Source organism: Arthrobacter sp. UYEF3 (assembly GCF_040546245.1).
Classification (GTDB): domain Bacteria; phylum Actinomycetota; class Actinomycetes; order Actinomycetales; family Micrococcaceae; genus Arthrobacter.
Genome location: NZ_JBEPNK010000007.1, coordinates 1 through 21,514, shown reverse-complemented (window position 1 = coordinate 21,514; position 21,514 = coordinate 1). Strand labels below are relative to the sequence as shown.

Here is a 21,514-nt window from a genome sequence, read left to right as displayed (position 1 = left end):
ACATGGCAAAAGTACTTGTATTCATCGACACTCCCGGCCGGGCCCTGAAAAAGTCCAGCCTCGAACTGCTCACCATCGCCCGCGCGCTGGGCGAAACCGCCGTCGCCTTCAACGGCGAACTGCACGACGACGTCGCAGCAGCCCTGGGCGAATACGGCGCCCAGGCTCTCTACCGGCCCTCTGTCGACGACCTGGACGACTACCTCGTCGGTCCCAAGGCCTCCTACCTGGCCGCCGCCGTGCAGACCTCCGGGGCCACCATCGTGCTGGCCGAGAACTCCGCTGAAGGCAAGGAAGTCGCAGCCCGGCTGGGCATCAAGCTTGGCGCCGGCGTGATCACCGACGTTGTAGCCGTGGAGCCCGACGGTACTGCCCACAAGTCGGTGCTCGCCGGCTCGTACATGACCACGGCCAGGGCGACCACGCCGGTGGCGGTGCTGACGGTCAAGCCCAACAGCATCACCCCGGCGCCAGCGATCACCGGCACGGCACCGCAGGCTGCCACCATCGAGGTGCCGGACACGGCCACCGCCGCTTCGGCCCGCGTCATCGCGCGCAATGAAAAGAGCGCCAGCGGACGCCCCGATCTCTCCGAAGCCCGGATCGTGGTGGCCGGCGGCCGCGGCGTGGACGGGAACTTCGGGCCCGTCGAGGACCTTGCGGACGCTTTGGGCGCGGCCATCGGTGCCTCCCGTGCCGCCACGGACGCCGGCTGGATCGGCCACGACGCACAGGTGGGCCAGACCGGCAAGACCGTTTCCCCGCAGCTCTACATCTCGGCCGGCATCTCCGGAGCCATCCAGCAGAAGGCCGGCATGCAGACCGCCAAGGTGATCGTGGCGGTGAACAAGGACGCCGAATCGCCGGTCTTCGAGATCGCTGACTTCGGCATTGTGGGCGACCTCTTCCAGGTGTTGCCGCAGGCGACCGAAGAAATCAACAAGCGCAAAGGCTGACCTTGAGCACCAACGCCCCCGCGGCACAGAGCCCGTTCGATCCGGACCACACCCGGATCGCGCGGGTGCTTTGTTTCACCGCGCACCCGGATGACATCGATTTCGGCGCCGCCGGCACGATCGCCGCGTGGACCGCCGCCGGGGTCCAGGTCAGCTACTGCATCATGACCGACGGCGATGCCGGAGGCTTCGACCCGGAGCGGCGCGCCGAAATCGTACGGCTGCGGACGGAGGAGCAGCAGCACGCCGCAGCCCTCGTCGGGGTCACCGACATCCACTACCTGCACCAGCGCGACGGCTACCTCGAAGCCTCGCACGAGGTCATCCGCGATGTGGTGCGGCTAACCCGCCAGATCCGTCCCGACGTCGTGCTCGCCATGCACCCGGAACGGAACTGGGACCGGATCCAGAAAAGCCACCCGGACCACCTTGCGGCGGGGGAGGCGGTGACCAGGGCGGTCTACCCGGCGCTCGAAAACCCGTTCGCGTACCCGGAGTTGGCCGCCGCCGGGCTGGAAGCCTACAAACTGCCCTGGCTCTGGCTCTTTGCCGGCCCGGAGGACCGGGAAAACCACTTCGTCGACATTACCGGCCACGTCGAGGACAAGCTCGCGGCCATCCACATCCACGTCAGCCAACACCCCGACGTCGCGGCCATGGAGCGCACCGTCCGCAGCCTCCTGCTGGACACCGCGCAGCGCGGCGGACTCGCCCCGGGCCGCAGCGCCGAAGCTTTCCACGTGGTGGCCGTCAACGGCCAGGGGACCATCGCCGGTTTCTAGTGTTTGCCCGCTGGGGGCCTCTGCCATATGCTTACCGTGTTTAAATCATATTTATTTATGGAAGGCAGACTTTAATGGCGAAGACTGCGCAGCACCCTGTCCTGGTGATCATGGGCGTTTCGGGCTCGGGCAAATCCACTGTCGCCGGCCTGCTGGCCGGGCGGCTCGGCTGGGACCTCGCGGAAGGCGACGAACTGCACCCCGCGTCCAACGTGGCCAAGATGCACGCCGGGCAGCCGCTGACGGACGAAGACCGTTGGCCCTGGCTGGAGAGTATCGCCGCCTGGATCCGGGCGCATACGGCCGCCGGGACGCCCGGCGTCGTGACTTGCTCCGCCCTGAAAAAGCGGTACCGCGACGTGCTGCGCGGGGACGGCGTGGTGTTTGTCTTCCTCGAGGGCAGCAAGGACAGGATCTCGGACCGGCTCGCCTCCCGGCATGGGCACTTTATGCCGCCGGCCCTGCTGAACTCCCAATTCGACGCCCTCGAAGCCCCCACCGCGGACGAAAACTGCATTACCCTGCGCGTCGGCGCAGCCCCCGCGGAGGAGGCCCAGGAAATCATCGACCGGCTCCAACTCGACGCCGACGCTCACTAAGCGCGCATTGGTCACCACCCCTTTATTCCAGCTAGGAACACGTTTTGAAATCTTTTGCCGCACTGCAGCTTCCGGCTGCCGTCGAGGCCTGGACCGGCCATGACACCCAACTCCTGATCGTCGCCGCCCTCGGCATCGCACTGATCGTGGTGCTGATCGCCAAGTTCAAGCTCCACCCCTTCCTGGCCCTCGGGCTCGGCTCGGCCTTCGTCGGCCTGGCCTCCGGCGTGGAACTGGCCAAGATCGTCAGCAACTTCGAAGACGGCGTCGGCGGCGTCCTGAAGGAGGTCGGCCTGCTGATTGCCCTCGGTGCGATGCTGGGCAAGCTCCTGGCGGACTCCGGCGGCGCCAACCGCGTGGTGGACACGCTGCTCGCCAAGGCGAGCGGCAACCGGGTGGTCTGGTCCATCACGCTGGTCGCGGTGATCATCGGCCTGCCGATGTTCTTCGAAATCGGCCTGGTGCTGCTGCTCCCGGTGATCGTCCTGGTCACCCAGCGCTCCAAAATGCCGCTGATGCGCATCGCCATCCCGGCCCTGGCCGGGCTGTCCGTGCTGCACGGCCTGGTGCCGCCGCACCCGGGCCCCCTGATCGCGATCAGCGCCGTCAAGGCCGAACTCGGCACCACCCTCGCACTCGGAATCCTGGTCGCCATCCCCACCGTCATCATCTGCGGACCGCTGTTTGCCCGGCTGGCAGCCAGATGGGTTCCCGTGGGCGCCCCCGCCGTCGCGGGCGGCATCGACACCGAGCATGGCGCGGACCTGGCAGGCGTCAAGCGCCAGCCCAGCTTCCTGGTGACGCTGCTGACCATCATCTTCCCGGTGGTGCTGATGCTGCTCAAGGCCGTGGTCGACATCATTTGGCCGGATGCCAAGACGGCGCCCTGGACCCGGGTCTTCTTCGACTTCGTCGGCCAGCCGCTCGTGGCGATGACCCTGGCCGTTCTCCTTGCCATCGTCACCTTCGGCTACGCCGTGGGCTTCACCGGGAACAAGATCACCTCAAAAATCGGCGCGAGCCTCGGTCCGATCGCCGCGATCCTGCTGATCGTGGGCGCCGGCGGCGGCTTCAAACAGACCCTGATCGGCGCCGGAGTCGGCGACGCGGTCAAGAAGTGGGCCGAAGGCGCCAACATGTCCGTGCTGGTCCTCGGCTTCCTCGTTGCCGTGGCGCTGCGCCTGGCCACCGGCTCCGCCACCGTGGCCACGGTGACCGCGGCCGGCATCGTCGCGCCGCTGGCCAGCGCGCTCTCACCGACCCACGCGGCCCTGCTGGCCCTGGCGGTCGGCGCCGGATCGCTGTTCCTCTCGCACGTAAACGACGCCGGCTTCTGGCTGGTCAAGGAACTCTTTGGCCTTACCGTCGGCCAGACATTCAAGACCTGGTCGGTGATGGAAACGCTGATCTCCGTGGTTGGGTTCGGCTTCGTGATGCTGCTCTCACTGATCGTATAGCCGGGCCGGCAAGCCGCCGTCACGCCACAAACAAGGCCGCGCGGGTTCCGATGGATTCGGGGCCCGCGCGGCCTTTTGTATATTCAATTTCGTCCGGGACGCTCCCGGCCGGCCGGGCTAGGCGCCCAGCGGGGCGTCGGCCACGGTCGGCGTGGTCGGAGACTTCGATCCGCCCGCCGGTTCCACCGTGATGCCCAGAGAAGAAGCGGCACCGATGCCCGTGACGACCGCCGGCTTGGACAGCGCTTCGGCGTCCATCAGGCCCTTGGAGACAGGAGCCGAGCCGTCCTTGGGGATCAACCACATCTGGTAGACCTTGCCCGTCGGCGGGTCGGGGACGCCGTTCATCTTCACCACCACAGCGTCCCTGGAGGACGAGACGGTCAGCGAAGCGGTGCCGCCGCCGGTCACGTCGATCGTCGCCTTGCGCACGTCGCCGGCCTGAAGCACCTGGTTGAGCGGATCGTTCTGATTGGCCACGTACGCGCCCACACCGACGCCGCCCACGGCGATGGCTGCCGCCGCCGCGACGCCGATGAGCCAGTTACGCATGCCCTGCGGGCGGCGCCGTTCTTCCCGGCGCCGACGGGCGGCGTCGAGGTCGACCGCAACGGGTAACCCCGATTTTTCCTGGGCCGTCCGGTCCGCCGCCGGAGCAGCATTGGCAGACGGTTCTCCGGCGGACAGTCGCCCGTCGGCCGGCCCGGCCTGAGCGGGCAAAGCGGCGATGATCCGGTCGAAGAGTCCGGCCGGCGGCTCCTCCTCAGGGCTGAAGCTAATGGTCAGAGTCTCGCGTGCTTCGCGGACGCGCTCTTCAAACCCGGCTCGCTCGGCTGGTGGCGCATCCGCGATGTAACGGTCGACGGTGGCGTGTTCGGCGTCGTCGAGGGCGTGCAGCGCATAGATTTCGGCGAGGTCGACGACCCGGCCGGAACTGAGGTCGCTCGCGATGTCGGCGGCAAAGCCTCCGGGCGTCCGGCCGCTGCTCTGTGGTGTCTGATCGTTCATCTCAACTCACCCCCAGACAGGTCTTCAGACGGATTAGTCCGTCGCGGATGCGGGACTTGATGGTGGGAACCGCAGCGTGCAGCTTCTCGGCGACTTCCCGGTAGGTGAGCCCGCCGTAATAGGCGAGCCGCACGGATTCCTGCTGCGTGTCGGTTAGCGTGTCCAGGCAACGGACCACGGTTTCGGCCTCAAGTCGGCTGCCAACCTCGTCGGAAACCGAATCATGATCGATCTCCTGGCTGCTGGCGCCGTACCTGGCTTCACGGTCGGAGGACGATTGCGAGGATCGGACCTTGTCCACCGCCCGGCGGTGTGAAATCGTCATCAGCCACGCCAGCGGGCTCCCGGCGTCCGGGTTGAACTTGGCCGCGTTCTGCCAGACCTGGAGGAATACCTCCTGGGTGGTGTCCTCGCTGAGTTCCGCGTCAATCAGGACCCGTCGCGCCATGCCGAATACACGGCGGGAGGTGAGCTGGTAAAACTCGGCGAAGGCTGCTTGGTCCCCGTTGGCGACCTGTGCCAGCAGTGCGCCCAGCCGGCGGTTCACGTCGGTTGAGGCGTTCGGGGGCGCGGCGGCCTCGGGGTTCGGGGCATTCGGAGTGTCCATCACCCTCAAGCATAGGGCGCCAGCCACGGAAGGAGGGCCACATCTGTCTTCAAGTGCACCGTGGTTGCCCGCAGCCCGTGGGGCCGGGCGTCTATCCACCAGCATTGTAGTCACCTGCCGCTCCTCGCTGCCTTCGACGCACGCCGTTGCGGGCCTCTCACAAAGCATTCGGCGCGGCGGGGCCAAAGGATGGGCCGCGTTTGCCGTAGCCGGTGCCTGGGTGCTCTGCTGCTACAGTTTCGCGCCGGCGAAGCCCTGTTGGCGCCAGGCCTCGTAGACGGCGATCGACGCCGCGTTTGCCAGGTTCAGTGAGCGCAGCGCCGGCAGCATCGGCAGCCGGACCCGGGACGTCACGTGGGGGTCGTGTTTCAGTTCCTCGGAGAGCCCCACGGATTCGCGGCCGAACATCAGCACGTCGCCGGGAAGATAGCTGACGTCCGTGTAGGAGGTGTCGCCGTCGGACGTAAAGGCGAAGACCCGCTCCGGCGCCAGCGCCGCCCACGCGGCGTCGATGTCCGGGTGCACGGTGACGACGGCGAGGTCGTGGTAGTCCAACCCGGCGCGGCGGAGCTTGGCGTCGGAAAAATCAAAGCCCAGCGGCTCTACGAGGTGAAGTTCGGCCCCCGTGATGGCGGCCAGGCGGATGGCGTTGCCGGTATTGCCGGGGATTTCGGGGCTGTGGAAGAGGATGCGGAACACGCTGCCATTCTATCGAGCCGCCGGGCCGCCCACGCATGCCCGCCAATGCATGCCCGCCGGCGCAGTCCCGCCGGTGCCGTCCGGCCGGCGAAGTCCAGCCGGGCCGACGGCGCAGTCCCTAATGCATGCCGCGCAGGAGGCGGGCGAGCACCGGAACGTTGACCGTGTTCGGGGCCGGGCCCGAGCTAAGGAACTGTTTGAGGCCGCGTGCCAGCCCGGCGGCGTTGACCAGCTGCACGGTTTCGTGGCTGTCGCTGCGGTCCCTCGATCGTCCGTGCCGGTCGATCACCGGTTCGTGCAGGTTGCCGTCGGTGCTGTGGACCACCGTCCAGCCGGTGACGTTCAGCTCCGGGAAGATGTCCTGCATGCGGCGCACCACGTGGGCCAGCTGCGGCGGTGCGACGGAGCGTCCGCCGTGGTTCAGGGTGCTGCCGTTCCAGGCGTAGGCGCCCGGCGGCAGGAGCATGGATCCGATGATCGCCAGCCGGTAGCCGGAAAGCAGCACGTGGTCGATGTGGCTGTTGTCCGCCGGGGACTGCAGTCCGTTGACCAGGCGGGCAGCCGGAATGGCCGGAAGGATCTGCCGTGTGATCAGCTGCACCGTCCGCATCTCGCGCTGGATGCGGGCCTCCGCCCCGAAAATTCCACGCCGTCGAGGCATGCCGTGGACCTGCTGCCGGGCCACCGGTGCCGGGATCAACGGTACCTCGCCGCTCGCGTCGACCTCCTCGAAGGGCGGCACGTAGACCGGGGCGTCCGCGGCGGTGTTCCGCGGCATGTGGGGACGGCGGACATGGGCGGACGCCCGGCTGCCGGCGGGGGGCGCGTCGAAGTGCGCCCCTTCCGCGGCGGGGCCAGTGCCGCTGGAGAAGGCGGTGCCGCTGCCGTACGAGCGGTCGTAGTCGGCGCGGCGTTTGGCATCGATGAGGGTCTCGTAGGCGAGGGTTACGCGGCGGAAGGTTGCGGCATCACCCCCGTGATCGGGGTGGGCCGTGCGGGCGGCCTTGCGGTAGGCCACTTTGATGTCCCTGTCCGTAGCCGTCACGGGGATCCTCAGGACCTGGTAGTGCGAACTGTTGGCCTGCGTCAAGCAAGATTCCTTTGCGTCTATGGTGCCGGTGCGGCCGGGACCCCCGGCGTCGCCAGTTTAACCGGCCGGTTCAACCCCTTGGGGGAATAACGTGCGCACGACCGCGGATGGTTCCCCGCGGCTGGCATAATTCAGCGGATGAAGATTGCACTGGCCGTCAACCCCCACGCTTCCTTTGGGCGCGGGCGGGATGCCGGCCGGGAAGCGGCCGAGTGCTTCCGCGCGGCCGGGGCGGACGTCCGGCTGCTGTGTGAGGATAGCTACGAGTCGCTGTCCCGGTCCGTGGACAAGGCACTCGCCGACGGAGTGGACGCCCTCGTCGTGGTGGGTGGCGACGGCATGGTGCACCTTGGCGTCAACGCGCTCGCCGGGTCCGGCCGCGGGTTCGGCGAGACGCCCCTGGGCATCATTCCGAGCGGCACGGGTAATGACGTGGCCCGCGCGCTCGGCCTGCCGCGGCACGACATCCCGGCGGCTGCCGCCCGGATTCTCGCGGCCCAACTGTCCGGCGGCCGGGTGATCGACGCCGGCCGGGTGCGCTCGGGTTGCCGGACTCACTGGTTCGCCGGCGTGGTTTCGGCAGGGTTTGACGCTGCCGTCAATGAACGCGCCAACGCGTGGCGCCATCCTCGCGGGATGGCGAGGTACAACCTGGCGATGCTGCGCGAACTGGTCACCTTCAGCGCCATCGAGTACACCGTGACGGCGGACGGCCAACGCTGGCGACAAGGTGCCATGCTGATTTCGGTGGCCAACGGGCAATCCATCGGCGGCGGCATGAAAGTTGCGCCCGAGGCCATGCTCGACGACGGCTACCTGGACCTTTTCATCGTCCGGCCGCTGTCCCGTCTGCGTTTCCTCGCGGTGTTCCCGAAGGTGTTCTCCGGCCGGCACGTGGGCCACCCGGCAGCCGAGATCCGCCGGGTCCGGAAGGTTGAGTTGGAGGCGGACGGCGTCGTCGCCTATGCGGACGGCGAGCGGATCGGGCCGCTGCCGGTGGCCATCGACGTGGTCCCCGGAGCGATCCGGGTCCTGGCGTAGGCGGGTTCTGACGGCGGCAGCGGATGCTACCGGGCCCTCACGGGGGAGAGCCGGTTCAAGGCCAGCGCCCCGACCAGCAGGCCGACGTCGCGCAGTGCCACGTCGAAGTAGCTGCCCAGGACCAGCAGGTTGACGATGATGCCGAGCAGCCACACGGCGACGAGCAGGGACCCGAAGCGCGGCCGGAACGCCACCGCGAGGCCGGCAACGATTTCCACGATTCCGACGATGTACATGAAGCTCTGGGCCGACACCGGGATCACCGAGGTGGCCGCCGGCGCGAGGTACATCGTCCAGTGGGTCAGCAGGTTGGTGAACTTGTCCAGGCCGAAAATGATCGGCGCCACCGTGAAGACCGTGCGCAGCAGCAGGAACGCCTGCCGGGGACCGGCTGCGACCGTGAGGGCGGGGGCTGCCAGTGCTGTTGAAGATTTCATCTTCTTCTCCTTCTAAAATTGTATAACTTGATTTTAGAATGGGAGCGGAGGTTAAGCAATGGATCTTGTTTTTAGAGTTAAGCTGATTCCATGACCCGCTTTCCATGGAGCCGCAGGGTGGCCGCCGTCGCTTCCCTGGGCGACGAGAACCGCCGGCGGCTGTTCGGTTTTGTCTCCGGCGCGAAGCAAGCGGTGGGCCGCGACGATGCCGCGGCGGCGCTCGGGCTGGCGCGGAGCACGGCGTCGTTCCACCTGGATCGCCTGGTCCATGACGGCCTGCTGGCGGTGGAGTTCCGTAAGCTCGGCGGCAGGGAGGGTCCTGGTTCAGGCCGGCCGGCGAAAGTCTACCGCGCCGCTGTCCAGGAGGTCTCGGCGTCGATTCCCGAGCGCAACTATGACTTGGCCGCCGAACTGCTGGTGATGGCCGTTGAACAATCCGCGGCCGACGGCGGCTCCGCCCGGGACGCCCTGCTGCGCGTCGCGCAGACCCGCGGCCACGCGGCGGCCGAGACAGCACCCGCGAAGGACTTCGCAGGCCTGCTTTCCGCCGAAGGCTACCGGCCGGCGGAGGACGGCGCCGGGGGCCTGGTGCTGCTCAACTGCCCCTTCCACCGGGTGGCCCGGGGCCACGCGGACGTGGTCTGTGCCATGAACGGCGCGTTCCTGGCCGGGGCCGCGGCGGGCTGCGGCGTGGACCCGGGCCGGGTCGAAGCCCTGGACATCGAGGAACTCAGGGCCGAGGATGCCGCCACCGCCGCCCAGTGCTGCGCCCGGATCAGGCCGCTCTGAGTCAGGCCTGCCCCTGGGCGTCAGCCGGGGTGGTCATCGGCGCCGGCGCCTGCGCCATTCCGCGCCTTCCCTCCGGGGGCCGGTCCGCACGGCCGCGGTAGAATTGTCCGGTGTCCGTCTACCTTGACCACGCCGCCACCACGCCGCTCGCCGCCGAGGCGCTGGCCGCGCTGACGCGCGAGCTGGCCCGCACCGGCAACCCGTCATCGCTACACGGTTCCGGCCGCCGCGCCCGACGCGCCGTCGAGGACGCCCGCGAGACGCTGGCCGCCGCCGCCGGGGCCCACCCCTCCGAAGTCATTTTCACCTCCGGCGGCACCGAGGCCGACAACCTCGCCGTCAAGGGCCTCTACTGGGCCCGCCGCGCTGCGGATCCGCGGCGGATCCGCGTCCTGTGTTCCACCGTTGAACACCACGCGGTGCTGGACACCGTCGAATGGCTCGGACGGCACGAGGGCGCCGACGTCCGCTGGCTGCCCGTCGACGCCGAAGGTGTCTTGGACCTGGCCGCGCTGGAGGCCGAACTGGCCGACGACCCGGCCTCCATTGCCCTGGTCACCGTTATGTGGGCCAACAACGAGGTGGGCAGCATTCAGCCGGTCGCGGAGATTGTGCGGCTGGCGCACGCCGCCGGCGTGCCGGTGCACTCCGATGCCGTGCAGGCGTTCGCCTCCGTCCCGGTGGATTTCCGCGGGTCCGGTCTGGCTGCCATGTCCATCTCCGGGCACAAGATCGGCGGCCCGGTCGGCGTCGGCGCCCTGCTCCTGGGCCGCGCCGTAACGCTGACCCCGGTCCAGCATGGCGGGGGACAGGAGCGCGATGTACGCTCCGGTACCCTGGACACCGCGTCGATCGCGGCCTTCGCCGCTGCGGCGGAGTCCGCCGCCGGCAACCTGGCCGGGGAGTCCGCGCGGATCTCCGCACTACGGGACCGGCTGATCGACGGCGTCCGCGCCGCCGTTCCGGAGGCCGTGCTCCGGGGATCTCCCCGGGCGGCCCGGCTGCCGGGTAACGCGCACTTCACCTTCGCGGGCTGCGAGGGCGACTCCCTGCTGTTCCTCCTGGACCTCGCCGGAGTGGAATCCTCCACCGGATCCGCCTGTACCGCCGGCGTGCCGCGGCCCTCCCACGTGCTCCTCGCCATGGGTCTGGACGAGGACACCGCCCGCGGTGCCCAGCGCTTTACCCTGGGCCACGCGTCCAGCGACTCCGACGTCGATGCTTTGCTGGCCGCCCTGCCAGCGGCCTTCGCCCGCGCCCGGCAGGCCGGCATGGCCGGGCACGTCTCAAGTATCCAGACCGCGGGAACCGTCGCCCGCCAAGCGGCCGGTAACTAAGCCTCCGACCATCAGGCCGCCGGTATCTAAGCCTCCGGCAGAAGTTGCTCCAACGCGACATCCGGATCCGCAAGTGAGTCCGGGCTGACCGCGGCGCGGGCGGCGATTAGAGCCTTGATGGCCTTCTGCGGCTTGTCCGCCCGGGGCCAGTTGACGCTCATGCCGGCGACCACACAGCCCTCACGTTGCCAGAAGGCGAGGAATTGTTTGGCCTCAAGGGAGCCGCGGAGCACGGGCGACCCGTCGACGAGCGTCGGGAACCCGGAGTACTCCATGCTGACGTCGTACTGGTCGGTGTAGAAGTAAGGAACGGTATCCAGCAAGGCTTCCTCGCCCAGCATCGACCGGGCCGCAACCTTCCCGCCGTTGAGCGCGTTTGACCAGTGCTCACTGCGGTGGTGGGCGCCGGTGAAAGGATGCAGGGCGTTGGCGACGTCGCCGGCGGCAAAGATGCCGGGAGCCGAGGTCCGCAGGGAGGCGTCCGTGAGGATTCCGTTCCTCAGCTCAAGGCCGATTGCCGCGGCGAGAGTGGTTTCGGGCACGACGCCCACGGCGATGACCACCAGATCAGCGGCCAGGACCTCGCCGGTGTCGGTACGGACCCCGCTCACCCGGCCGGCGTCGCCGGTAATCTCAGCCGCCGACGCCGGGAGCCGGAACCCTACGCCGCGGGACTCATGCAGGGAGCGGAAGAACGTGCCCAGTTCGGGGCCAATCGCCGCCGCTAGGGGCACCTGCTCCAGGCCCAGCAGGGTGACGGTGTTGCCGTAGGCGGACGCGGCGGCTGCTAGTTCCATCCCGATCCAGCCGGAGCCCACCATCACCACGTTCCGCCCGCCGCTGGCCAAGGACTCCCGAAGCAGCCGGCTGTCGTCGAGGGTCCGGAACGTCATGACGCCGTCCAGGTCGCTGCCGGGCAGCGGAATCGACCGCGGGCGGGCGCCGGTGGCCAGCAGTAGTGCGGTGTACCCCAGGCGGGCGCCGTCCGCGAGGTCCACGGTCCGGGCCGTCGCGTCCACGCCGGCGGCCGGGACTCCCAGGCGAAGGTCAACGTCGTGTTCCGCGTACCAGCCGGCCGGGACCACCGGCAGCGCCTCTTCCCCGTCCTTGCCCAGCAGGTACTCCTTGGACAGAGGCGGCCGCAGATACGGTGCATGCGCCTCGTCCGCGATCAGGGTGACCGGTCCGTCGAAGCCCTCCGCCCGCAACGTCTTGGCGGCGGTGGCACCGGCCAGCCCGCCGCCCACGATCACGATATTTTCACGATTCACTGCTGCGCGTCCCGCCTGTGAGTGCCGGATTCTAAAACCGTTCATCCTGACGTTAGAATCCGCGGGCTGCTGACGTCAAGGGCTTTTGGGGGAGGAATCGGCGTGGCGATAGAATGAGGCGGCAGGCGTTGTGTTATCCCAGCTTCTGTGGGTCCACAGTTTGGGTCCGCAGCCTGGGTCCACTGCCAGCGCACCTCCCACTTCCTAGAGAAAGCCAGCATGCGAGTTCTTGCAGCCATGAGCGGCGGCGTTGATTCCGCCGTCGCCGCAGCCCGCGCCGTCGAGGCGGGGCACGACGTCGTCGGGGTCCACCTCGCGCTTTCGCGCATGCCCGGAACGCTGCGCACCGGCAGCCGCGGCTGTTGCACCATCGAGGACTCACGCGACGCCTGGCGGGCCTGCGATGTGCTCGGCATCCCGTATTACGTGTGGGATTTCTCCGAGCGGTTTAAGGAAGACGTCGTCCAGGACTTCATCGATGAATACGCCGCCGGCCGCACGCCCAATCCGTGCATGCGCTGCAACGAGCGGATCAAATTCGCCGCCCTGCTGGAGAAGGCGATTGCGCTGGGCTTCGACGCGGTCTGCACCGGCCACTACGCCAAGGTCATCACCGACGCCGAGGGCAACCCCGAGTTGCACCGCGCCGCGGATTGGGCCAAGGACCAGAGCTACGTGCTGGGCGTCCTCACCCACGAACAGCTCCGGCATTCCATGTTCCCGCTCGCGGAGACCCCGTCCAAGGCCGAGGTCCGGGCCGAGGCCGAGCGGCGCGGGCTGTCCGTGGCCAACAAGCCGGACAGCCACGACATTTGCTTCATCCCGGATGGCGACACCGCCGGCTGGCTTGCCGAGAAGATCGAGATGACCACCGGTGACATCGTGGACGAATCCGGCACCAAGGTGGGCGAGCACCCGGGCGCCAATGCGTTCACGGTGGGACAGCGCCGCGGCTTGAAGCTGGGCACGCCGGCCGCCGACGGCAAGCCGCGCTTTGTGCTGGAGATCCGGCCCAAGGAAAACAAGGTGGTGGTGGGCCCGGAGGCCCTCCTGGCCATCGACGAAATCCGGGGCATCAAGGTGTCCTGGGCCGGCCTGCCGATCGCCGAGGTCGCCACTGGCGAGGAATTCGACTGCTACGCCCAGGTCCGCGCCCATGGGGACCCGGTGCCGGCCACCGCCCACATGGAGGGCGGGAACCTCGTCGTCACCCTGACCGAGCCGTTGCGCGGCGTTGCTCCCGGCCAGACCGTGGTGCTGTATCAGGGCAGCCGGGTCCTCGGCCAGGCGACAATCGACGCCGCGCGGTCGCTGCAGCGCGCCGCCCTCTAGCCGCTCTGCTGACCGCGATTCAGTGACCGCGCCCCAGTGACCGCGCTCTGCTGACCGCGCCGGTCCATCTGCCATCGGGCGGGCCGGCCAGCCCCGGGTAGGCAGACTGGGATCGTATCCGCTGGCATGCCCGGCCGCCGAAAATGTGCCCCGCAACCTCCCCTGTCCGGGGCACATGTCCATTCTTCTTGGCCAGGAGTGGGCCGGTTGGGGTTATGTCCACTGTTGGTCCCGGGTGGAGGGCATGTCCGGTCCCGAGTCAGGATGCTGGGCAAGAGAACGCGGGCGTGTTCATCCGTTGGCGCGGCCGTCCGGGGCGCATGTCCATTCTTTGCGGCCAGGAGTGGGCCGGTTGGGGTTATGTCCACTGTTGGTCCCGGGTGGAGGGCATGTCCGGTCCCGAGTCAGGATGCTGGGCAAGAGAACGCGGGCGTGTTCATCCGTTGGCGCCGCCGTCCAGGGCACACGTTTGCGGCCAGGCGTGGGCCTGTTGGGGTTATGTCCAGTCCCGGGCCCCAGCGGTGAGCATGTCCCCGGGGGCGCCCAAGTCCGAAGGCTCGGGGTGCCCGTACCGAACTCGAACCCGTGCCGGCCGGGTGCCGGAGATCAGGGTGAAATCCTGAAGAATACGATGAGTTCAGCCCGATAGTGTAAATTTTGTGTCTCAACTCACAAGTGAAGACGTTGTGCGGAGTGATCTTCTGGTTGAATCTATGAATCACGACGGCGTGCTGCCTACCGAGTCAAAACTGGTTCGGCTGCGCACCGGTACTCATCGAACAGAAAGTTCACAGATGGCAATGAACAAAAAGGCCCTGCAGAGCGCCATCGCGCTCGCCGGGGTTTCCGCCTTTGCATTGACGGCCTGCACCGGCCCTTCCGGCGGCGGGACGGCCTCCGGCAGCGCCGCGGGCGGCGGCACCATCACCTACGGCACCACGGACAAGGTAGTCACCCTCGACCCGGCCGGCTCTTACGACGCAGGCTCCTTCATGGTGATGAACCAGATCTACCCGTTCCTGTTGAACTCGAAGCCCGGAACGGCGGATTCCAGCCCCGACATTGCTGAGTCAGCTTCCTTCACCACCCCGACGGATTACACCGTCAAGCTCAAGTCCGGCCTCAAGTTTGCCAACGGCCACGCCCTGACGTCCTCTGACGTGAAGTTCTCGATCGACCGCGTCGTCAAGATCAACGACGACAATGGACCGGCCTCCCTGCTCGGCAACCTCGCCTCGGTGGAAGTCAAAGACGACACCACCGTGGTCTTCAAGCTCAAGGAAGGCAACGACCAGGTCTTCCCGGGCGTCCTCGCAGCGAACGCCGGCCCGATTGTCGACGAAGAGGTTTTCCCCGCCGACAAGCTGCTGAGCGACGACGAGATCGTCAAGGGCAAGCCCTTCGCCGGCCAGTACACGATCGAGAGCTACAAGAAGAACGAACTGGTCAGCCTCAAGGCGAACCCCGAATACAAGGGCCTGCTCGGTAAGCCGGCGAACGACAGCGCCACGATCAAGTATTACGCGGACTCCAACAACCTTAAGCTTGATGTCCAGCAGGGCAACATCGACGTCGCCGGCCGCAGCCTCACCGCGACCGACGCCGCCGACCTGGAGAAGGACTCCAAGGTCAAGGTCCACAAGGGCCCCGGCGGCGAGCTGCGCTACATTGTCTTCAACTTCGACACCATGCCGTTCGGCGCTAAGGCTGCCGACGCGGACCCGGCCAAGGCCCTCGCCGTCCGCCAGGCGATGGCAGACATAGTTGACCGCGATGCGATCGCAAGCCAGGTCTACAAGGGCACCTACCTGCCCGCGTACTCCGTGGTCCCCGACGGCTTTGTCGGCGCCATCAAGCCGCTCAAGGACATGTACGGCGACGGCAGCGGCAAGCCCAGCCTGGACAAGGCCAAGAAGGCGTTCGGCGACGCCGGCGTCACCGCCCCGGTCACGCTGAAGCTGCAGTACAACCCGGACCACTACGGAAAGTCCTCCGGCGACGAATACGCCATGATCAAGGAACAGCTGGAGAAGTCGGGCCTGTTCAAGGTCGACCTGCAGTCCACCGAGTGGGTCACCTACTCCAAGGACCGCACCAAGGACGTGTACCCGGTCTACCAGCTCGGCTGGTTCCCGGACTACTCCGACGCCGACAACTACCTGACCCCGTTCTTCGTCCCGGGTAACTTCCTCAAGAACCACTACGAAAACGCTGCCGTCACGGAGCTGATCAAGAAGCAGCTCACCACCGTCGACAAAACCGAGCGCGAAAAGGTGCTCGGCGAAGCCCAGACGGCCGTCGCAAAGGACCTTCCCACGCTGCCGCTGTTGCAGGGCGCCCAGTTGGTGGTCGCCGGCAAGGACGTCCAGGGTGTCGACAAGACCCTCGACGCTTCCTTCAAAACCCGTCTCGGCGTAATTTCCAAGTAGGTCCGATCCCCATCCGGTCCTGACCAGCCAAGAAGGCGGGGCGCCCGCGCGGCGTCCCGCCTTTCTTGCCGGTAGCCGGACCACCGATTCCGGAAGCCCACGAAGCAGACGGAAACACAAAATTAGGTACCCATGACAACATTGATAGAGGCGCCGCCCACCGACGCCGACGGCCTGCTGCCGACAAAGAAGAAGTCGTCCGGCGGGGGACTGGGCCAATACATTTTGATCAGGTTCCTGCTGATCTTCCCGACCATTTTCATCCTGGTCACACTCGTATTCTTCCTGATGCGGATCACGGGCGACCCGATCACGGCAGCCCTCGGCGGCCGGCTTCCCCCGGAGCAACTGGCGGAACGCATCCACTCGGCCGGCTATGACCGGCCCATTTTCGTGCAGTACTTCGAGTACCTCGGACAGCTCATCAGGGGCAACTTCGGCACAACGCTCTCGGACAACCGCCAGGTCTCCGAGATGCTGACCACCTACGGATCGGCCACCCTTGAGCTGTCCATCAACGCCCTTCTCGTGGCCCTGGTGGTGGGCATCCCGCTGGGCATGGTTGCCGCTCAGCGCCGCGACAAGGCGCCCGACGCCGTCCTTCGGATCTTCGCCATCCTCTGCTACGCCACGCCGGTGTTCTTCGCCGGACTGCTGCTCAAGCTGACCTTCTCGGTCTGGCTCGGCTGGCTGCCGGTTGCGGGGCGGGCAAAAACCTCCACGGAGTTGGCCCTCACCGCGCTGCAGGCTCCCACCGGAATCTATTGGCTCGATGCGCTGCGCAGCGGCAACCCCGCAGCGCTCGGCGACGTCGCGGCCCACGCCGTGCTGCCGGCACTTGCCCTTGGCCTGTTGACCGCCGGCATCTTCCTGCGGCTGGTCCGCACCAACGTGATCGGGACCCTCGGCAAAGACTACGTTGAGGCCGGGCGCTCGCGCGGCGTCAGCGAATTTCGCCTGGTCACCAGGCACGCCTACAAGCCCGCGCTCATTCCCATCATCACCGTCATGGGACTGCAGATCGCTGTCATGCTCGGCGGCGCTGTGCTGACGGAAACCACCTTTGAATGGAAAGGCCTCGGCTTCCAGCTCGCGACCTACCTGACCGCCCGCGACTTCGTGGCCGTGCAGGGCATCGTCGTGCTGCTCGCCGTGATCGTGGCCGTGACCAACTTCATCGTGGACATCGTCGCCGCGCTGATCGACCCCCGCGTGAGGTACTGACATGAGCATCGAACCAACCATGGCCGCGGAAAACCGACGCGAACCCTGGTTCCGGCGGCTGCCGGTCCTCTCCCACTTCAACAAAAGCGTCGGGCTGCAGCGGGGCATGCTCGTCGCCGGGCTGATCCTGACCGGGCTGTTCCTGCTCACCGCGATCTTCGCGCCGCTGATCGCGCCGTTCGGCTTCGCCCAGATTTCCGACGCCGAGGGCAACTTCCCGGCGCAGCAGGCCCCCGGCGGCCGTCATCTTCTCGGCACCACAGTGGGCGGCTACGACGTGTTCTCCCGGGTGGTCTGGGGTGCGCAGACCGCCGTGCTGGTGATCGTGGTGGCCGTGATCATGTCGATCTTCATCGGCGTGATCCTGGGCCTGGTCAGCGGCTACATCGGCGGCTGGCTGGACCGGATCCTCGTGGTGATCGCCGACGCCGTGTACGCCTTCCCGTCCCTGCTGGTGGCGATCGTCATGGCGATCGTGATCAGCGGCGGGCGCTCCAGCCTTTGGGGCGGCATCCTGGCAGCGGCCATTTCCATCACCGTGGTCTTCATCCCGCAGTATTTCCGCGTCATCCGCGCCGAAACCATCCGGCTGAAGGCCGAACCGTTCGTGGAGTCGGCCAAGGTGGTGGGCGCGTCCAACATCCGGATCATGAGCCGCCACATCTTCAAGAACGCCACCCGCACACTGCCGCTGATCTTCACGCTTAACGCCTCCGAAGCCATCCTCACCCTCGCAGGCCTGGGCTTCCTCGGCTTCGGCATCGAACCGACGTCGGCCGCTGAATGGGGCTTCGACTTGAACAAGGCGCTGGCGGACACCACCTCCGGAATCTGGTGGACCGGCGTCTTCCCCGGCCTGGCAATTGTCCTCACCGTGGTGGGACTGACGCTGGTCGGCGAAAGCATCAACGATCTCAACGACCCGCGCCTGCGCGGCCGCAAAAAGGCTATCTCCGGCAAAGGCGGACCCCATCCCGCCGGCACGCAGGCGGCCCCGTCAGCAGAAGTGAGCAGTTCATGACCACCAATATCGGCTCCGTTTCAGACCAGCACGGCCGCGGCGCCGGGCCAGTGCTGGACATCGACCACCTCAGCGTCACCTTCGCCACGGATGCCGGGGACGTCTACGCCGTGAAGGATGTCAGCCTGGACGTCAACCCCGGGGAGGTCGTCGCCATCGTGGGTGAATCCGGCTCCGGCAAGACGGTCACCGCCAAGACCATCCTCGGGCTGCTGCCGGAGACGGCTATCAGCTCCGGCGCGGTGCTGATCAACGGCAACAACGTGATCAGCGTAAGTGCCTCGAAACTGCGGGAAATCCGGGGCCGCGACGTGGCCATGGTCTTCCAGGAGCCCTCGACCGCGCTGAACCCGGTCTTCACCGTGGGCTGGCAGATCGCCGAGGGCATCCGTGCCCACGCCGGCCGCGGGGGCGCCGGCCGGGTCAGCGCCAAGGAAGCCAAGGCCCGCGCCATCGACGCCTTGCGGAAGGTGGGCATCCCGGACCCGGAAACCCGAGTCAACTATTACCCGCACCAGTTCTCCGGCGGCCAAAAGCAGCGCGTCGTCATCGCCGCCGCGCTGGCGCTGAACCCGGGACTCATCGTCGCCGACGAGCCGACCACCGCGCTGGACGTCACCGTGCAGGCCGAGATCCTGGAACTCCTCCGCGAGCTCCGGGACCAGTACGGCACCTCGATCGTGCTGATCACGCACAACATGGGCGTCGTCGCCGACCTCGCCGACCGCGTCGTCGTGATGTACCAGGGCGACGTCGTCGAAGAGGCCAGTGCGCGGGTGCTCTTCGCAGAACCGAAGCAGGATTACACTAAGAAGCTCCTGGCGGCCGTGCCTCATTTGGGCCGCAACTCCGCCTCGGCCGGAATGACGCAACGCGCCCACCAGGACGGCAAAGTCCTGGTGGAGGCAAGGAACCTGACCATCGAGTACCCGGGGAGGCTGGGCAGCCCGGCGTTCAAGGCCGTGGACGGGGTGAATTTCACGCTGTCCGAAGGAGAGGTCTTCGGCCTGGTCGGCGAGTCGGGCTCCGGCAAGACGACCATCGGGCGCGCCATCGCGGGCCTGAACAAGACCACGGGTGGCAGCCTGAAGGTGCTGGGCTACGAGATGCTCAACCTCAAGGAGCGCACCTTCAAGCCGCTGCGCAAGCAGATCGGTTTCGTCTTCCAGGACCCGGCGGCCTCGTTCAATCCCCAGCTCACCATCGGTGAGTGCGTCGCCGAGCCGCTGATCATCCATAGCAAGCCGACACCGGCGCAGGCACGCCAGCGGACCCGCGAGCTCCTTGAGTCGGTGCAGCTCCCGGCGTCGTATGCCGACCGGTACCCGCACGAGCTCTCCGGCGGCCAGCGCCAGCGCGCATCCCTCGCGCGGGCGCTGATCCTGAACCCGAAGCTCCTGATTGCCGATGAGCCGACGTCGGCGCTGGACGTTTCGGTGCAGGCGAAGGTGTTGGAGCTGTTCAAGGAGATCCAGGCCGAATTCGGTTTCGCCTGCCTCTTCATCAGCCACGACCTCGCCGTGGTGGACATACTCTCGCACTGGGTCGGGGTCCTCTACAAGGGCAAGATGGTGGAGCAGGGACTCGGCAACCAGGTCATGGGCAGCCCGCAGCACGACTACACAAAGAAGCTCATCGCGTCACTGCCGGTTCCGGATCCGGACGAGCAGGCCAGGCGCCGGGAGGAATTCCGGGCGGTGCTCGGGGCCTGAATGCCGGCCCGCGCACCACACGCCGCACAAAAGGGGCATGCCCGTCGTTCGCTACGAACGGCGGGCATGCCCCTTTTCCGGAGCCGCCGGCCGCCGCTTAACACCCGGGGGATTTCGGCACCAGCCCCTAGACTGAGTCCATGACCGAGCAGAACCAGAATTTCCCTGACACCGATGCCTACGACCCCGCCGCCAGCTCGCTGGCCGGCCAAGTGGATCCCGCGGTGATGGCGGAACTGCTCTCGATCCGTTCGAGCATCGACAACATCGACGCCACCCTGGTGTTCCTCCTCGCCGAACGGTTCAAGGCCACCCAAAAGGTCGGCTTCCTCAAGGCCGCTCACCAGCTTCCCGCCGGCGACCCGGGCCGGGAGACGGCGCAGATCGCGCGGCTGCGCCGGCTCGCCGCCGAAGCCCACCTGGACCCGGCGTTCGCTGAAAAATTCCTGAACTTCATCATCGGCGAGGTGATCCGCCACCACGAGGCCATCGCAGAGGACCACCAGGCCGCCGCCGACCAGGCCGCCGCGGACCAGGCTTCGAAGGACGCGGACCCCGCCGTTTCCGCCGGGATCTAGCCGTGCCGGTGCCTGATTCCCCCGGCCAGGTCACGGCAACCGCCCTCGGTGCATGGCCCGGGGAGGACCCGGTCGAGGCCGCCCGCATCATCCGCGGGGAGCTGGGCAGCCCGCACCTACCGTTCCTCGCGGAGCTCCCGGACCGCGGCGTCGGTTCGGACGCGCTGGGCCGCACCGCCTCGCTGCTGGAGGGCCTCGCCGTCGACGTCCAGCCGCACGGCTGGCGGCTCGTTGACCGCCCCGGCAAGGACCTGATGCGCGCCCGTTCGGCGCTGTCCACCGACGTCAACGTCCTCGCCGACGTTATCGGCGCCGAGGACAGCCCGGCTACGGAGCTCAAGATCCAGCTGCTCGGCCCGCTCAGCCTCGCTGCCGGCCTGCACCTGCACAACGGGGAGCGGGCCCTCATTGACCACGGCGCGAGGCGGGATCTCGCTGCCTCCCTCGCTGCCGGCGTGGACGCCCACCTACGCCGCGTCGTCACCGCAGCACCCGGGGCCAGCCTCGTCGTGCAACTCGACGAACCGGACATCGCCGCCGTCATGGCCGGCACCATCCCCACCTCCAGCGGCTACCGCACGCTGCGCGCGGTCGCTGGCTCCGAGGTCACCGAATCCTGGCGGGTCGTGATCGACGCCCTGCGCGCCGCCGGCGCTGCCGAAATCGTGGTCTCCGTGCCCGAAGTCGAGGCGCCCTTTGACCGGATCCTCGCCGCGGGTGCCGACGGGATCGCGGTGCCGCTGCGCGCCCTGACCTCCCGCCAATGGGAGCAGCTTGCCGGTGCCGTGGAGGCCGGAAAGCGGCTCTGGGCCGGTGTGCTGGCCGTGGACGATCCTGCCGCCGCGCTGCCGCGCGTGCCGCAGGCGGTCGAATCACTCTGGCGGCCGTGGCACCAGCTCGGGCTTCCGGCCGGATCGCTGGGCTCGGTGCGGGTCACCCCGGCCGGCGGCCTTGCGGGCCACACGCCGTCGTCCGCGACGGCGGTGCTGACCCGGCTGACCCAGCTGGCTGACGGGCTGAACCAGCTCGCGCTCGGATAGGGCCTAAGCGCAATGCCGTTTACTTTGTGTTTTTTGGTGTTTTCTTGAGTGGCCAGTTGGACATTTTGCGTTTGACGGCGCGGGGGACGGTGCGTTGCCGGCGTG

20 protein-coding genes are annotated in these 21,514 nt (G+C 67.7%); 14 read left to right on the top strand and 6 right to left on the bottom strand.

What is annotated here, in order from left to right; translation table 11 throughout:
- Positions 1–2: 2 nt before the first annotated feature.
- From ABIB14_RS06930 to ABIB14_RS06915, 4 genes are all read left to right on the top strand, one after another.
- Positions 3–956, top strand: coding sequence for an electron transfer flavoprotein subunit alpha/FixB family protein (locus tag ABIB14_RS06930; protein WP_354235152.1), 954 nt, complete (start codon positions 3–5; stop codon positions 954–956).
- 2 nt (positions 957–958) lie between these two features.
- On the top strand, positions 959–1,738 hold the full coding sequence (locus ABIB14_RS06925) for a PIG-L deacetylase family protein (protein WP_354235151.1): 780 nt from the start codon (positions 959–961) through the stop codon (positions 1,736–1,738).
- A gap of 74 nt (positions 1,739–1,812) precedes the next feature.
- Complete coding sequence (locus ABIB14_RS06920) at positions 1,813–2,337, top strand: gluconokinase (RefSeq protein ID WP_354235150.1); 525 nt, start codon at positions 1,813–1,815, stop codon at positions 2,335–2,337.
- Between the two features lie 44 nt (positions 2,338–2,381).
- On the top strand, positions 2,382–3,794 hold the full coding sequence (locus ABIB14_RS06915) for a GntT/GntP/DsdX family permease (protein WP_354235149.1): 1,413 nt from the start codon (positions 2,382–2,384) through the stop codon (positions 3,792–3,794).
- Between the two features lie 117 nt (positions 3,795–3,911).
- On the opposite strand, the gene ABIB14_RS06910 is transcribed toward ABIB14_RS06915, so the two are convergent.
- From ABIB14_RS06910 to ABIB14_RS06895, 4 genes are all read right to left on the bottom strand, one after another.
- A complete protein-coding gene (locus ABIB14_RS06910) occupies positions 3,912–4,802 on the bottom strand; it encodes an anti-sigma factor (RefSeq protein ID WP_354235148.1) in 891 nt (296 codons plus the stop codon).
- 1 nt (position 4,803) lies between these two features.
- The gene (sigK, locus tag ABIB14_RS06905; protein WP_354235147.1) at positions 4,804–5,409 is read right to left on the bottom strand and encodes an ECF RNA polymerase sigma factor SigK; all 606 of its coding nucleotides are present in this window, start codon (positions 5,407–5,409) and stop codon (positions 4,804–4,806) included.
- Positions 5,410–5,640: 231 nt separating this feature from the next.
- Complete coding sequence (locus tag ABIB14_RS06900; RefSeq protein WP_354235146.1) at positions 5,641–6,108, bottom strand: tRNA (cytidine(34)-2'-O)-methyltransferase; 468 nt, start codon at positions 6,106–6,108, stop codon at positions 5,641–5,643.
- A 118-nt stretch (positions 6,109–6,226) separates the two neighbouring features.
- Entirely contained in the window at positions 6,227–7,198 is a 972-nt protein-coding gene (locus ABIB14_RS06895; protein ID WP_354235145.1) for a J domain-containing protein, read from the bottom strand.
- A gap of 138 nt (positions 7,199–7,336) precedes the next feature.
- On the opposite strand from ABIB14_RS06895, the gene ABIB14_RS06890 reads away from it, so the two are divergent.
- Positions 7,337–8,239: a diacylglycerol/lipid kinase family protein gene (locus ABIB14_RS06890; protein WP_354235144.1), complete on the top strand. Its 903-nt coding sequence runs from the start codon at positions 7,337–7,339 to the stop codon at positions 8,237–8,239.
- Positions 8,240–8,265: 26 nt separating this feature from the next.
- Here the strand turns inward: ABIB14_RS06890 and ABIB14_RS06885 are convergent, their stop codons facing one another.
- Positions 8,266–8,676, bottom strand: a complete 411-nt coding sequence (locus ABIB14_RS06885) for a hypothetical protein (RefSeq protein WP_354235143.1) — start codon at positions 8,674–8,676, stop codon at positions 8,266–8,268.
- Positions 8,677–8,766: 90 nt separating this feature from the next.
- Here ABIB14_RS06885 and ABIB14_RS06880 point away from each other — a divergent pair, with 90 nt between their 5' ends.
- Both ABIB14_RS06880 and ABIB14_RS06875 read left to right on the top strand, forming a co-directional pair.
- Positions 8,767–9,465, top strand: coding sequence for a helix-turn-helix domain-containing protein (locus ABIB14_RS06880; protein ID WP_354235142.1), 699 nt, complete (start codon positions 8,767–8,769; stop codon positions 9,463–9,465).
- A 110-nt stretch (positions 9,466–9,575) separates the two neighbouring features.
- Positions 9,576–10,802 (top strand): cysteine desulfurase family protein, encoded by a 1,227-nt coding sequence (locus ABIB14_RS06875; protein WP_354235141.1) that lies wholly within the window; start codon positions 9,576–9,578, stop codon positions 10,800–10,802.
- A 26-nt stretch (positions 10,803–10,828) separates the two neighbouring features.
- Here ABIB14_RS06875 and ABIB14_RS06870 read toward each other — a convergent pair whose 3' ends face one another.
- The gene (locus tag ABIB14_RS06870) at positions 10,829–12,073 is read right to left on the bottom strand and encodes an NAD(P)/FAD-dependent oxidoreductase (protein ID WP_354235140.1); all 1,245 of its coding nucleotides are present in this window, start codon (positions 12,071–12,073) and stop codon (positions 10,829–10,831) included.
- A 219-nt stretch (positions 12,074–12,292) separates the two neighbouring features.
- Between ABIB14_RS06870 and mnmA the strand changes: the two genes are divergently transcribed.
- From mnmA to ABIB14_RS06835, 7 genes are all read left to right on the top strand, one after another.
- The gene (gene mnmA / locus ABIB14_RS06865) at positions 12,293–13,405 is read left to right on the top strand and encodes a tRNA 2-thiouridine(34) synthase MnmA (RefSeq protein WP_354235139.1); all 1,113 of its coding nucleotides are present in this window, start codon (positions 12,293–12,295) and stop codon (positions 13,403–13,405) included.
- Positions 13,406–14,199: 794 nt separating this feature from the next.
- Positions 14,200–15,834, top strand: a complete 1,635-nt coding sequence (locus tag ABIB14_RS06860; protein WP_354235138.1) for an ABC transporter substrate-binding protein — start codon at positions 14,200–14,202, stop codon at positions 15,832–15,834.
- 132 nt (positions 15,835–15,966) lie between these two features.
- On the top strand, positions 15,967–17,058 hold the full coding sequence (locus ABIB14_RS06855; RefSeq protein WP_354235137.1) for an ABC transporter permease: 1,092 nt from the start codon (positions 15,967–15,969) through the stop codon (positions 17,056–17,058).
- Position 17,059: 1 nt separating this feature from the next.
- Positions 17,060–18,079: an ABC transporter permease gene (locus ABIB14_RS06850; RefSeq protein ID WP_354235136.1), complete on the top strand. Its 1,020-nt coding sequence runs from the start codon at positions 17,060–17,062 to the stop codon at positions 18,077–18,079.
- Positions 18,076–19,791 carry an ABC transporter ATP-binding protein gene (locus ABIB14_RS06845; protein ID WP_354235135.1) on the top strand — a complete coding sequence of 572 codons (1,716 nt, stop codon included), beginning with the start codon at positions 18,076–18,078 and terminating at the stop codon, positions 19,789–19,791. The genes ABIB14_RS06850 and ABIB14_RS06845 overlap by 4 nt, the downstream gene beginning before the upstream one ends.
- Before the next feature lie 140 nt (positions 19,792–19,931).
- A complete protein-coding gene (locus ABIB14_RS06840) occupies positions 19,932–20,369 on the top strand; it encodes a chorismate mutase (RefSeq protein ID WP_354235134.1) in 438 nt (145 codons plus the stop codon).
- Between the two features lie 8 nt (positions 20,370–20,377).
- The gene (locus ABIB14_RS06835; RefSeq protein WP_354235133.1) at positions 20,378–21,409 is read left to right on the top strand and encodes a uroporphyrinogen decarboxylase/cobalamine-independent methonine synthase family protein; all 1,032 of its coding nucleotides are present in this window, start codon (positions 20,378–20,380) and stop codon (positions 21,407–21,409) included.
- Positions 21,410–21,514 lie beyond the last annotated feature (105 nt).